Source organism: Kribbella turkmenica, from assembly GCF_004348725.1.
GTDB classification, from domain to species: Bacteria; Actinomycetota; Actinomycetes; order Propionibacteriales; family Kribbellaceae; genus Kribbella; species Kribbella turkmenica.
Window position 1 is genome coordinate 1 of the sequence record NZ_SMKR01000043.1, and the last position, 13,115, is coordinate 13,115.

Sequence of the window (13,115 nt, forward strand, 5' to 3'; positions counted from 1 at the left end):
CAGCAGCAACTGACAACCCCGGCCACAGTGGCCAGCGAACCGACAACCCTAGGCACGGAGCCGTGCGAAGCGAAGGCGCAAGCCCGAATCACAGCAGCAACTGACAACCCCGGCCACAGTGGCCAGCCACCCGACAACCCCTGCCACGGAGCCGAGCGAAGCGAAGGCGCAAGGGGGTGCGGGTGGCGGAGCCCCCGCTCGCGGCGAGCGGAGCGACGCCGCACAACATGCCGAAGGCGACCCGCTCCGCGCTCTCCGCGGACACAGGTCGCCTTCGCCTTCGGGTGAGTGACGGGACTTGAACCCGCGACCACCTGGACCACAACCAGGTGCTCTACCAGCTGAGCTACACCCACCATTGCCGTCTCAGTGCGACGGCTGAGCAATCATAGCGATGATGGTCGATTACCAGAAATCGGGTCGGGGGTGGACCCGTTGACCGCGCCGGCGATAAGGTCCGCGGCGGCCCGGGCGGAGTCGGAGTCGGGCCCGGGCGGCGGCACGAACACGGTCTGCCGGTAGTACCTGAGCTCGGCGATGCTCTCGGTGATGTCGGCGAGCGCTCGGTGGTTGCCGGTCTTCGCCGGGGTCGCGTAGTACACCCGCGGGTACCACCGCCGGACGAGCTCCTTGATCGAGCTGACGTCGACGTTGCGGTAGTGCAGGTGCGCCTCGACCCGGGGCATGTCGCGGACCAGGAAGGTCCGGTCGGTGCCGACGGAGTTGCCGGCCAGCGCGGCCTTGCGCGGCTCCTTCACGTACCCGGAGATGAAGTCGAGCACCTGCTGCTCGGCGTCCGCGAGCGGGATTCCGTTCGGCAGCTCGGCGAGCAGGCCTGACTCGGTGTGCATGTCGCGGACGAAGTCGCCCATCTGCTCGAGCGCGGCCGGAGGTGGCGCGATCACCAGGTCGATCCCGTCACCGAGCACGTTCAGTTCGTAGTCGGTGACGAGAACCGCGACCTCGATCAGGGCGTCCGCCGCCAGATCGAGGCCGGTCATCTCGCAGTCGATCCACACCAGCCGGTCGTTCATGGGCACCCACCTTACGGTGACCTGCGGACAGCGTCGCGCCCACCGGCCCCGAGCGGCGGCGTGGCGTACCTCTCGTACGCCGTCAGCGGGGCGCGCCGCCGACGTGGATGCTGCGCACGGAGAGCACGAACAGATCCGTCCGGCGCCCGAGGTAGTGCTCGTCGCCCGGGTCCAGCAAGCGCGCCCACACCGCCAGGTCCTCAGCCGACAGCCACTCCTGCACCTCCACGTGCCCGTGCCCGTGTCCGTGGCCGTGCCCATGTCCGTGGCCGTGACCGTGCCCCTGCGCGGGTGCGGCATCCGGATTCAGCCGGTCCACCCGGTGCTGGAGCTGGGTGACGAGCCGGTCACGCTGCTCAGCCGGCAGCGGGGCCGACGACTCGGACAGGATGCTTCGCGTGGTGACGTCGGTGAGTCCGGCCCGGGTCAGCGCGTCGGTCCAGCCGTAGGGCATCGGCACGGTACCCGGCAGCGAGTCACGCATCGCCGCGAACCACCGGTCCTGCGCCAGGTCCAGCCGCAGTTCCAGCCCGGGCGCACCGAGTCCCAGGTCCCACGGCAGGCTCCGCGCCGGCAATCCGCCCTCCGCCAGCGCCAACCGTCCACCCGGCGCCAGCAGCGACGCCAGCGCGTCGATGGCCGCCTGCTGGTCGGCCGCGTGGTGCACCGAGGCCGAGGCCCAGATCAGGTCGGCCGGCGCGTCGATTGCCTTGCGCAACGGTTCGGCGCCGTCGTCCATCGACGCCAGCTCGCACCGGACCGCGCCGCCGGTGTGCTCCCGCGCCTGCTCCAGTACGTCGGGATCCGCGTCGATCGCGACCACCGTCGTACCCGGCGGCATGGCCTCGGCCAGCGCCTTCGCCATGCCGCCGCCGCCACAGCCCACGTCGACGGCCACCCGGTCGCTGGCCCGGACGAGGCTCGCGGCCACCTTCGCGTTCCAGTCGGCCTCGCTCGCCGCCGACGCCCGCAGCCGCCCGGCTTCCTCACTCCACTCGATCTCCACCATGCGCCCAGTGTCGGCCCACCCTTGCCAGGATCCCACCTCCCGTTGCCGTTCCGGCAAGAGGTGGCTTCCCGGACGACGCGGGAAACCGCCCGCGCGATCCGGGCGATTTTCACGTTCAACCGGGAGATCGGGCCCGGCACGGTTGCCACCGGGTGTGCGGAGTGCTGTCCTATTCGGGGACTGGGGAGGAGGTGCACGAGCCGGTGGAATCTGTGGCGGGGACGGTGGGGCGCCCCAGGTTGGCGGCGTTGCTCGACGAGGGAGTCCAGCGCCGGTTGCTGACCGTGGTGGCGGATGCCGGGTTCGGGAAGTCGACGCTGCTGGCCTCGTGGGCTGCCGGACGTGCCTGTGCCTGGCACACCGTGCGTGCCGAGGACGCTTCACTGGCGGCCATGGTGTCCGGCCTGGTCGACGCCCTCCGCCGCCAGGTGCCTGCCCTCGAAGCCATCCCGGCCGAGTTGCAGAGCCCTCGCGGCCCGGACGCCGACGCCGAGCAGCAGACCAGAGCCCTCGCGTACGCCGCGCTGCTGGCCGATGCCCTGGAGCAGAACCTCGGCCACGACCTGGTCCTCGTCCTGGACGACCTGCACGAGATCGATCCGGGTGCGCCGGCAACCAAACTGATCGAGGGTCTGGTGCGGACGGCGCCGTCGAACCTCCACCTGGTCGTTGCCTCTCGCACTCAGATGCCGTTCGGCATCGACCGCCTGCGCGGGCGCGGCCAGGTGCTGGAGATCGACGCGACCGCTCTGGCGTTCACGGTTTCCGAGACCCTCGCCGTACTGCGGAAGGTGCTCGGCGAAGGCACCGACGAGCTCGCGGAGTCGTTGCAGGCCGCGGTGCAGGGTTGGCCGGCCGCCGTACGGCTGGCAGTGGAGGCGCTGCGGACAGTCCCTCCGGACGAGCGCGGCAGCCGTCTCCGACGGGCACTGCGGTCCGACGGTCCGCTGTACGACTATCTGGCCGAGGAGGTCTTCGCAGCCGAGCCCCCAGCGGTACGGCGCCTGGTCGCGAGCGTTGCCGCGCTGCCGCGGTTCGGATCCGAGTTGTGCAAGGCAATCGGGTTGACGGACAGCGTGGAGACCCTGCAGCAACTCCGGACACGCGGACTACTCGTTTCGGCCGGTGATATCGACGGCTACGAGCTGAACCCGCTGGTGCGGAACTTCGCCAAGGACAGGCTGGCGGTGGACGAGCGGGAGTTGGCCGCGCTTTCGCTGGAGGCGGGCCGGTGGTTCGAGTCGATCGGTGAGCACCGGGACGCCCTGGTCTGCTACCAGGCCGTCGACCCGGCTGCGGCAGTGCGCATGCTGACCGAGCGCGGCCACGCGATGGTCAGCGGCGGCATGGCGGAGACCGTGGTCGCAGCAGTCGCGGCACTGCCCGCGGACCTCCGGAACCCCGCGCTGGACCAGTTGGAGGGCGAGGCCCGGCAGGTGCTCGGCGACTGGCAGGGCGCGGTGGAGTGCTTCGACCGGATCATCGAGCCGGCCGGCGAGATCCCGGTCGGGGTCGCCTGGCGACTCGGGCTGATCCATCACCTGCGTGGCCAGACCGACGTGGCGATCGCGACGTACCGGCGTGGCCGGATCGATGGGCAGCATCCGACGGACGAGGCCTTGCTGCAGGCGTGGTGGGCCGGTGCGCACTGGCTTCGGGGCGAGTTCGAGGACTGCCGGGCGCTGGTCACCGCCGCACACGCGGCCGCCAAGCTCTCCGGCGACGACGGAGCACTGGCCATCGCACACACGGTGCTCGCCATGCTGGCCGCGATTGACAGCGACCCGCACGGCAACTTCAACCACTACGTTCGGGCGCTCGAGCATGCGGAGCGCGCCGGCGATCTGCTGCAGTCGATCCGGATCAGGGTGAACCGGTCCTCGCACCACATCGCGGAAGGCGACTATCAGCTCGGGCTGAAGGAGCTGGATGTCGCCATCGAGCTCGCGGACCGGGCCGGCTTCGCGGTGTTCCGCGCCCTCGCGCTGAACAACCGCGGCGAGGCGTTGCTCCGGCTGGGCCGGCTGGACGAGGCGATCGGCGAGCTGGAAGCGTCCCGGGCGCTCTACCAGAAGCTCGACTCCCGGCGGGTCGCCCAGCCGCTGTCGGTCCTCGGTGAGGTCTACCGGGAGCGTGGTGACCGGGCGATGGCCAGAGCCTGCTTCGAGGAGGCCATCCCGATCGCCGAGGAGACCAAGGACATGCAGTCCCTGGTGCCCTCGCTGGCCGGTCTGGCCCGGGTGCTGGCGGTCGAGGAGCCTGAGCGCGCCGCCGAGCTGGCCGCACTGGCCCGGCAGGCAGTTGCCTACGGCCCAGTCCTCGGCCTGTCCGGCGCGCTGGTCGCGCTGGGCTGGGTCACGCTGCACGCAGGCAACCAAACCGAGGCCGCAGCCACCGCGCAGGAAGCAGCCGCGTTGTGCCGCAAGAGGCGCGACCGGGCCGGTTTGGCGGACGCTCTGGAACTGTACGCCGCGGCCGGCGGTGCCGAGGTGTTGCACGAGGTTCTGAATATTCGCAGCGAGCTGGGCGACCAGTTGGGTGAGGCACGGGCTGAACTGATGCTTGCCAAGCGCACCAGTGGGTCGGAGGGGCGTGAGCTGGCTCTGCGTGCGCACCAGCAGTTTCTGGCCGCGGGAGCAACCCGCTACGCCGCAGCTGCGCTCGCGGCCAGTGAGCAGACCGGTCCGGCTCCGGTCCGGATCGAGTGCCTTGGTGGTTTCCGGGTCCTTCGGAACGGACGGGCGGTCCAGCTGGGGGAGTGGCCGTCGAAGAAGGCCCGTGATCTGTTGAAGATTCTGGTGGCACGCCGCTGCCGCCCGGTCGCCCGAGTGCAACTGCTGGACCTGCTCTGGCCGGAGCAGGACGAGTCGGTCGCTTCGCCTCGACTGTCGGTGGCCCTGTCGACCGTGCGGTCCGTGCTCGACCCGGAGAAGCGGTACCCCCCGGACCACTTCGTCGGTGCCGACCGCGCGACCATCTGGCTCGACGGCGAGCAGACGGCCGTCGACGTGGAGCTGTTCCTGCACGACGCCCGCGAGGGCCTCAACACCAGCGACCTCCGGTTGCTCCGAGCCGCGGAGGCGGCGTACAGCGGAGACTTCCTGGAGGAGGACGTGTACGCCGACTGGGCCGCGGGGATGCGGGAGGAGGCCCGGGCGCTCTACGTCCGGGTGGCGCGAGTGCTGGCGGAACGCGGCCGGCGGGACCCCGACGCGGCCGCCGGATACCTGCTTCGGATCCTGCAGCGCGACCAGTACGACGAACGCGCGCACCTCGGCCTGGTGTCGGCGTTCCAGGCGAGTGGCGCGCACGGTGAGGCCCGCCGGGCCTACCGCACGTACGTGCAGCGGATGGGGGAGCTGGAGGTCGAGCCGGCACCCTATCCGGCGGTGCCGGCCCGGCTTTAAGACTTTCTGAAGGTCCGGCCGCACCATCTGACCATGGCAGCGCCGGTGCACAACCCAGTGGTGGTTCGCGAGTTCGACCGGGCGGGGCATCCCGGTCGCGACTATCGCACCGAACCAGGCACTCCGATCAGGGCGACCCTGGCCGGAGTGGTGGTCCAGGTCGGGCACCGGCAGGTCGTGGTCGAGTCGAACGCGATCCGGCACCTGTACGACCACCTGTCCGAACCCACGGTCAGCCAGGGGGAGACCGTGGAGACGGGGGATCTGCTGGGGCTCGCGGCGGGTGACCACCTGCACTACGAGGAGCGGGTCGCGCCGTACGGAGTGGGGGACCAGCGGGGGCCGCAGTTCGATCTGCACACGAATGCCCGGATGCGGAAGGTGGCGCAGGGCGGGTCGGTCGTGGAGGGAGCGACCGAGCCGTCCGGCGCTTAGGCCACGTCTCCTACCGTTGACCAGTGATCGCCACCACCTTCGAGACCGCCCGGCTGGTCATGCATCCGTTGCGGGTCGAGTACGCCGCCGAGATGGCGGGGGTCCTCGCGGACCCGGACCTCTACACCTTCACCGGAGGAGAACCCCCGACGGTCGAGGTCCTGGAGAACCGGTACCGCCGGCAACTCGAGGGACCGGGCAACCCGGACGAGCACTGGCTCAACTGGGTGATCCAGTACGACGGCCGGCTGGTCGGCTACGTGCAGTCGACGGTCACCGGCCGGACGGCGGAGATCGCGTGGGTAATCGGCACCGACTGGCAAGGCCGGGGTTTCGCCAAGGAGGCCGCGCGTGGCCTCGTCGCCTGGCTGGACGGTCAGGGCGTCGAGCGGATCATCGCCCACGTGCACCCGGACCACGCCGCATCCGCGGCCGTCACGGCGGCGGCCGGACTCACCCGGACGGACCAACTGGACGACGGCGAGTACCTCTGGACGACTTGACAGCAGACCCGGCCCACGAGGACCGGGTCTGCCGTGGTGAAGCTCAGACCGGGCGGACGTTCTCCGCCTGGAGGCCCTTCGGGCCCTGTGCGACGTCGAACTCGACCTTCTGGTTCTCGTCGAGCGACCGGAAACCGTCCGTCGCGATCGCCGAGTAGTGCACGAATACGTCGGCGCCGCCGCCGTCCTGGGTGATGAAGCCGAAGCCCTTCTCACCGTTGAACCACTTCACTGTTCCGCTGGCCATGCTGTACTCCTTTGTGGGCCCATGATGGGCACGGGTCGGGCCCGACGGGTGCCGGCGCCCGGGTTGCCGCAACGAGCCCTCCCACAACAGACCTGGGTCTGGAATGAGAAAACGCCCGGCGGATCACAATCCGCGGGCGCTTCGCAACGAACGTGGAACTGCTAAAACTGCAACCGCTGAAAAGCCTAGCAGACGACCAACCATCCGTCACCGCGCCGAGCGTCGTACCCGTCCGGCGTCCCCGCCCACACGGCGGCGCACCCGGACCGCCCGCACTCACACGAGAACGGGTACGGCGGCAGTTCCGCCAACCCGAGGTCCGCCTGCCACAACCGTCCCTGCCGGCACGCGGCCGCGTTCTCGTACTGCCGCTGCCGCCGCAAGGCGTCCCCGGCGGCGAGCCGGGGCAGCGATCCCAGCGCGTCCTCGACGGCGACCGAGATCCCGGCCCAGTCCGGCTCCGCCGGCACCTCGATCACCGGCCGCCGGCGGTCGGCGGCCTCCCGGCGGACGAGGTCGGCCAGCACGGCGTCCCGTGCCAGCAACCCTTCCAGGCGAGCGCGACCCTCCGGATCCTCGACCCGGGACAACCGCTTCTCCCGCGCTCGCCGAGTCAGTTCACCATCCGGCACCAACCACACCGCCGCGGGGAGGTCATCGGCCATGGACGGAAACAGCTGCGGCCCTTCGACCAACGCTGGTACGTCGCCCAGTCCACGGGCCCGCACATCCGCGGCGACCAGTTTCAACCGCGTCGCGGAGATCCGCACGAACGCCTCGGCGGCGGCCTCGGGCCCGTCCGCCAGGTCGTCGGCCAGCGATCGCATCGGCGGCATCCGGCCGACGTGGTCGTAGGTCCACAGGTCGACCGGATGCAGCGGCAGGTCCCGGCGGCGGGCCAGATCCCGCGCGATCGTCGATTTCCCGGCGCCCGGCGCGCCGCCGATCCACACCATCCCCGGCGATGTCACCCCGGCAGTCTCCCAGAAATTGGCGAGCGCTTGCCAGAAGTGTGATCTTGACCGCATTCGGGCTCCCGCCTACTGTATGCGGTATACCAAGCCCCTCCGGAAGGTGGGACACTCATGCATCCAGCCCGTTACGCGGTCAACTGCTCGATCCTGTTCACCGAAGTCCCGCTGCTGGACAGACCCGCGGCCGCACGACGGGCCGGGTTCGGCGCGGTCGAGTTCTGGTGGCCCTTCGACACCCATCTGCCCGGCGACGCCGAGGTGGACGCGTTCGAACGCGCTGTCCGGGACGCCGGAGTGCAGCTGGCCGGACTGAACTTCGCGGCCGGCGACCTGCCCGGCGGCGACCGCGGCCTGGTCTCCTGGCCGCGGCGGTCACTCGAGTTCCGCGACAACATCGCGGTCACCCTCGGCATCGGCGAACGACTCGGCTGCCGGGCCTTCAACGCGTTGTACGGCAACCGTGTCGACGGCGTCGCGCCGGAGGAGCAGGACGACCTCGCCGCCGAGAACCTGGCGCTGGCCGCGACCGCGGCCGGCTCGTTCGGGGGCGTCGTACTGGTCGAGCCGGTCAGTGGGGAGGACCGCTATCCACTCCGCACGGCGGCCGACGCGATCGCCGTGATCGACCGGGTCCAGGAGGCGTCCGGGGTGACCGCCATCGGACTGCTCGCCGACCTCTACCACCTCACTGTGAACGGGGACGACGTGACGGCCGCGATCTCGACGTACGCGGACCGGCTCGCGCACGTCCAGCTCGCCGACGCCCCCGGCCGGAACGAGCCCGGCACCGGGAAGATCCCGGTCGACCAGCACCTCGACGAGCTCCGGACCGCCGGGTACGACGGCTGGATCGGGCTGGAGTACAAGCCGAGCAGTACGACGGCCGAGAGCTTCGGCTGGATTCCACCCACCGACTGAAAGGCAGCTGGCATGCCCCGAATGACCGCCGCCCGGGCCGCCGTGGAGATCCTTCGCCGCGAAGGCATCACCCATCTGTTCGGCCTGCCCGGCGCGGCCATCAACCCGTTCTACTCCGCCGTCCGCGCCCAGGGAGAACTGCAGCACGTGCTCGCCCGGCACGTCGAGGGCGCCTCGCACATGGCCGAGGGCTACACCCGCGCGAAACCCGGCAACCTGGGCGTCTGCGTCGGTACGTCGGGACCGGCCGGCACCGACATGATCACCGGCCTGTACTCCGCCAGCGCCGACTCGATCCCGATCCTCTGCATCACCGGGCAGGCGCCGGTCGCGAAGCTGCACAAGGAGGACTTCCAGGCGATCAACATCGCCGACATCGCCGCGCCGGTCACCAAGTGGGCCGTCACCGTGATGGAACCGGCGCAGGTGCCGGGGACGTTCCAGAAGGCCTTCAAGGTGATGCGCGAGGGCCGTCCGGGCCCGGTGCTGATCGATCTGCCGCTCGACGTCCAGCTCGCCGAGATCGACTTCACCCCCGAGCTCTACATGCCGCTCCCGATCGCGACCCCGCGGGCCACGGTGGCCCAGGCGGAATCGGTGCTCGCGCTCCTCGCCGAGGCGGAGCGGCCGCTGATCGTGGCCGGTGGCGGCCTCGTCAACGCCGACGCCGCGGACCTGCTGGTCGAGTTCGCCGAGCTCACGAACGTGCCGGTGATCCCGACGCTGATGGGCTGGGGCAGCATCCCGGACGACCACCGGCTGATGGCCGGCATGGCCGGACTGCAGACCTCGCACCGGTACGGTAACGAGACCTTGCTCGCCTCCGACCTGGTGATCGGCATCGGCAACCGCTGGGCGAACCGGCACACGGGCGGCCTGGACGTCTACCGGGCCGGCCGCAAGTTCGTGCACATCGACATCGAGCCGACCCAGATCGGCCGGGTGTTCGCGCCGGACCTCGGCATCGTGTCGGACGCCCGGGCGGCGCTCGAGGTCCTGCTCCACGCCGCCCGGCAGCAGGTACCGGTGGCCGATCGGTCCGAGTGGACGGCGGCCTGCCGCAACCGCAAGAAGTCGTTGCATCGGCGGACCGACTTCGGCGACGTACCGGTGAAGCCGCAGCGGGTCTACCAGGAGATGAACAATGCCTTCGGACCCGAGACCAGGTACGTGTCCACGATCGGCCTGTCGCAGATCCAGGCCGCCCAGATGCTGCACGTCTACCGGCCCCGGCACTGGATCAACGCCGGCCAGGCCGGACCGCTCGGCTGGACCGGCCCGGCCGCGCTCGGCGTCGCCGTCGCGGACCCGGACGCCACGGTCGTCGCGCTGTCGGGGGACTACGACTTCCAGTTCCTGATCGAGGAGCTCGCGGTCGGTGCGCAGTTCAACATCCCCTACATCCACGTGGTGGTGAACAACTCCTACCTCGGCCTGATCCGGCAGGCGCAGCGCAACCTGGACATGGACTACTGCGTCCAGCTCGCCTTCGACAACATCAACAGCCCCGAGGTCGGCGGGTACGGCGTCGACCACGTGAAGGTCGCGGAAGGCCTTGGCTGCAAGGCGTTGCGGGTGTTCGACCCCGACGACATCCTGCCCGCGCTGGACGACGCCAAGAAACTGCTCGTCGAGCACCAGGTGCCGGTGGTCGTCGAGGTGATCCTGGAACGGATCACGAACGTGGCCATGGGCACCGAGATCGACAACGTGGTCGAGTTCGAGGAGCTCGCCGACGTGCGGAACCCTGTGCCGACGCTGTCCGGCCCGAGGAGGGACTGATGAAGGTAGCTGTTCTCGGCGCCGGGGCGATCGGTGCCTACGTCGGCGCGGCCCTGCACCGCGGCGGGACCGAGGTGCACCTGATCGCCCGCGGCGCCCATCTCGAGGCGATCCGGGCCGGCGGCGTGCGGGTACTCAGCCCGCGCGGCGACTTCGAGGCCCGGACGCCCGCCACCGACGACCCGGCCGAGGTCGGCCCGGTCGACTACGTCTTCCTGGGGCTCAAGGCGAACTCCTACGCGTCCGCCGGCCCGTTGCTGCAGCCGTTGCTGCACGACGGGACCGTCGTTGTCGCCGCGCAGAACGGCATCCCGTGGTGGTACTTCCACGGCCTGAAAGGACCGTACGAGGGCCGCCGGATCGAGTCGGTCGATCCCGGAGGCTCGGTGACCCGGGTGCTCGATCTCGACCGTGCGGTGGGCTGCGTCGTCTACTGCTCGACCGAGCTCGAGGGTCCGGGCGTCGTCCGCCATCTGGAAGGCACCCGGTTCTCGATCGGCGAGCCGGCCGGCGGGATCTCGGACCGGTGCTTGGCGTTCAGCGAGGCGATGGTCGCCGGCGGGTTGAAGTGCCCGGTGGAGGAGGACATCCGCAAGGACATCTGGATCAAGCTGCTCGGCAACGCGGCGTTCAACCCGATCAGCGCGCTCGCCCGGGCGACGATGGTCGAGATCGCCACCCACGAGGGCACCCGGGCGATGGTCCGGCTGATGATGGAGGAGTCGCTGGAGATCGCCGCCGCGGTCGGCTGCCACCCCGACATCTCGGTCGAGAAGCGGATCAACGGCGCCGAGCGCGTCGGCGAGCACAAGACGTCGATGCTCCAGGACCTGGAGAAGGACAAGCCGCTCGAGCTCGACGTCATTCTCGCGGCGGTCGTCGAGCTGGCCGACCTCACCGGCACCCGGGCGCCGACCCTGCGCGCGGTCCATGCGGTCGCCGATCTGCTGGCCACGAAGGTCGGCGTCGCCTAGGCCCCATGACCACGCCGGCGCCGAAGGCCCGGCCGAAGTAGAGCCAGGTGGGTCGGGCCACAGCGACGTCGGACCCACCTGTTCCATCACAGCTCGAGCGGCCCGAGCGACGGACGCGCAACGAAGTGGGCGACCGGTTCGACCGTCACCTCGAGCTCGAGGACGACGAGCTCGTTGCGGCCCGGTCGCAGTACCGGACCCGGCACGTACAACGTCTCCTGCGGGCCCCGGCGCGAGTACCGGCCGAGGCAGAATCCGTTGACCCAGGCAATGCCTTTGCCCCAGGCAACGGTGGAGAGGAAATGGTCGGCCGGCTCGGCGACCTCGAAACCGGCCCGCCAGGCGGTCGGCCCGACGCCGGGGGCATCCGGCGTCCGGCCGTCCAGCAGGTGGGGCAGGTCGTCGAGGTCGATCGCGCAGGCGGACCAACCGGTCAGTTCCGCCGAGCCCAGCCGGACCGGACCGATCAGGCCCTTCGGCTCGCCGATCCGCCGCCCGTAGTTCACCCGGCCCTGGTCCTCGACGAGGATCTCGAGCCGGCCGCGGCCGCGCGGCAGCATCAGCGCCCGGTCGTGCCGTTCCCGGTCGAGGACACCGACCGGATCGCCGTCGAGGAACACGTACGCCCGGTCCCGCACCTCCTCAACGGTCAGCAGCGCCGGACCGTCGACGTCGATCGACGCCTGGAACAGAGCCAGCCGGACGTCCAGGATCTCGAGCGTCGGCATCGCCTCGTGCGCACTCCACGCGCCCCACCCCGACGGATCCGCGAGCAGCCGGACCGGCGAGCCGAGCGCGGCGGAGGTCTCCGGGGCGGCGGTCCCTGACGCCGGGACAACGTCAGGGACCGGCGCGTACCGGGAGATGACCTCCCGGAAGGCGTGGAACTTCCCGGTCGGGTTCCCCGCCTCGTCCAACGGCGCGTCGTAGTCGTACGACGTGACCGTCGGCCGGTAGACGCCCTTGTCGTTGGCCCCGCTGGTCAGCCCGAAGTTCGTGCCGCCGTGGACCATGTAGATGTTCACCGACGCCCCCGCCGCGAGCAGCGCGTCCAGCTCGGCGGCTGTCTCGGCGACACTGGTCGTGTGGTGCCTTCCGCCCCAGTGGTCGAACCACCCGTCCCAGAACTCCATGCACATCAACGGCCCGGACGGCTGGTGCTTCCGCAACGTCGCCAGCCGTTCCGCGGCCCGCGAGCCGAACGACCCGGTCCGCAGTACGCCGTCCAGACCGCCGGCGACCAGCATCGCGTCGACCGGCTGGTCGACCGTCACCAGCGGCACGGTGATCCCGGCGTCCCGGATGATGTCGGCCACCGCCTTCAGATAGGTCTGGTCGTCGCCGAACGCGCCGTACTCGTTCTCGACCTGGACCAGCAGGACCGGCCCGCCCTGGTCCACCTGCAGCGAGCGGACGATCCCGAGCACGTTCCGCAGGTAGTCCCGGACCGCGGCCATGAACTTCGGCTCGTACCGGCGGACCCCCATGCCAGGCTCCCGGAAGAGCCAGGCGGGGAGTCCGCCGTTGTCCCACTCCGCGCAGATGTACGGCCCGGGGCGGACGATCGCGTACAGGCCCGCGTCGGCCACCTCCCGCAGGAAGCGCTCGAGGTCGAGCATCCCGGAGGTGTCGAAGGTGCCCGGGTGCGGGCTGTGCGCGTTCCACGGCACGTACGTCTCGATGGTGTTGAGTCCCATCAGGCGGGCCTTCTCGATCCGGTCGGCCCACTGGTCCGGGTGCACCCGGAAGTAGTGCAGCGCCCCGGACAGGATTCGGAACGGCCGGCCGTCGAGCAGGAAGTCGGACTCACCGATCGCGAACTGGGTCATCTA

11 protein-coding genes and 1 tRNA gene are annotated in these 13,115 nt (G+C 70.6%); 6 read left to right on the top strand and 6 right to left on the bottom strand.

The window, feature by feature from the left end:
* Positions 1-283: 283 nt before the first annotated feature.
* The 3 genes from E1218_RS12270 to E1218_RS12280 form a co-directional block, all read right to left on the bottom strand.
* A tRNA-His gene (locus tag E1218_RS12270) sits at positions 284-356 on the bottom strand.
* Between the two features lie 30 nt (positions 357-386).
* Entirely contained in the window at positions 387-1,034 is a 648-nt protein-coding gene (gene orn / locus E1218_RS12275) for an oligoribonuclease (protein ID WP_132319429.1), read from the bottom strand.
* 82 nt (positions 1,035-1,116) lie between these two features.
* Positions 1,117-2,043: a class I SAM-dependent methyltransferase gene (locus E1218_RS12280; protein ID WP_132319431.1), complete on the bottom strand. Its 927-nt coding sequence runs from the start codon at positions 2,041-2,043 to the stop codon at positions 1,117-1,119.
* Positions 2,044-2,246: 203 nt separating this feature from the next.
* On the opposite strand from E1218_RS12280, the gene E1218_RS12285 reads away from it, so the two are divergent.
* Genes E1218_RS12285 through E1218_RS12295 form a run of 3 tightly spaced genes read left to right on the top strand, consistent with a single transcriptional unit; the run spans position 2,247 to position 6,388 of the window.
* On the top strand, positions 2,247-5,450 hold the full coding sequence (locus E1218_RS12285) for a tetratricopeptide repeat protein (RefSeq protein WP_132319433.1): 3,204 nt from the start codon (positions 2,247-2,249) through the stop codon (positions 5,448-5,450).
* A gap of 33 nt (positions 5,451-5,483) precedes the next feature.
* Positions 5,484-5,885, top strand: a complete 402-nt coding sequence (locus E1218_RS12290) for a M23 family metallopeptidase (protein WP_132319435.1) — start codon at positions 5,484-5,486, stop codon at positions 5,883-5,885.
* Between the two features lie 23 nt (positions 5,886-5,908).
* A complete protein-coding gene (locus E1218_RS12295; RefSeq protein WP_202865950.1) occupies positions 5,909-6,388 on the top strand; it encodes a GNAT family N-acetyltransferase in 480 nt (159 codons plus the stop codon).
* Positions 6,389-6,431: 43 nt separating this feature from the next.
* On the opposite strand, the gene E1218_RS12300 is transcribed toward E1218_RS12295, so the two are convergent.
* A complete protein-coding gene (locus tag E1218_RS12300) occupies positions 6,432-6,635 on the bottom strand; it encodes a cold-shock protein (protein WP_132152442.1) in 204 nt (67 codons plus the stop codon).
* Between the two features lie 185 nt (positions 6,636-6,820).
* Positions 6,821-7,606: a hypothetical protein gene (locus tag E1218_RS12305; protein WP_233712187.1), complete on the bottom strand. Its 786-nt coding sequence runs from the start codon at positions 7,604-7,606 to the stop codon at positions 6,821-6,823.
* Positions 7,607-7,720: 114 nt separating this feature from the next.
* Here E1218_RS12305 and E1218_RS12310 point away from each other — a divergent pair, with 114 nt between their 5' ends.
* Genes E1218_RS12310 through E1218_RS12320 form a run of 3 tightly spaced genes read left to right on the top strand, consistent with a single transcriptional unit; the run spans position 7,721 to position 11,283 of the window.
* The gene (locus E1218_RS12310; RefSeq protein ID WP_132319437.1) at positions 7,721-8,527 is read left to right on the top strand and encodes a hydroxypyruvate isomerase family protein; all 807 of its coding nucleotides are present in this window, start codon (positions 7,721-7,723) and stop codon (positions 8,525-8,527) included.
* Positions 8,528-8,539: 12 nt separating this feature from the next.
* A complete protein-coding gene (gene gcl, locus E1218_RS12315; protein ID WP_132319439.1) occupies positions 8,540-10,309 on the top strand; it encodes a glyoxylate carboligase in 1,770 nt (589 codons plus the stop codon).
* Positions 10,309-11,283, top strand: coding sequence for a 2-dehydropantoate 2-reductase (locus tag E1218_RS12320; protein WP_132319441.1), 975 nt, complete (start codon positions 10,309-10,311; stop codon positions 11,281-11,283). Before gcl ends, E1218_RS12320 begins: the two co-directional genes overlap by 1 nt.
* 86 nt (positions 11,284-11,369) lie before the next feature.
* Here the strand turns inward: E1218_RS12320 and E1218_RS12325 are convergent, their stop codons facing one another.
* Entirely contained in the window at positions 11,370-13,112 is a 1,743-nt protein-coding gene (locus tag E1218_RS12325; RefSeq protein ID WP_132319443.1) for a glycoside hydrolase family 35 protein, read from the bottom strand.
* Between the last annotated feature and the right edge of the window lie 3 nt (positions 13,113-13,115).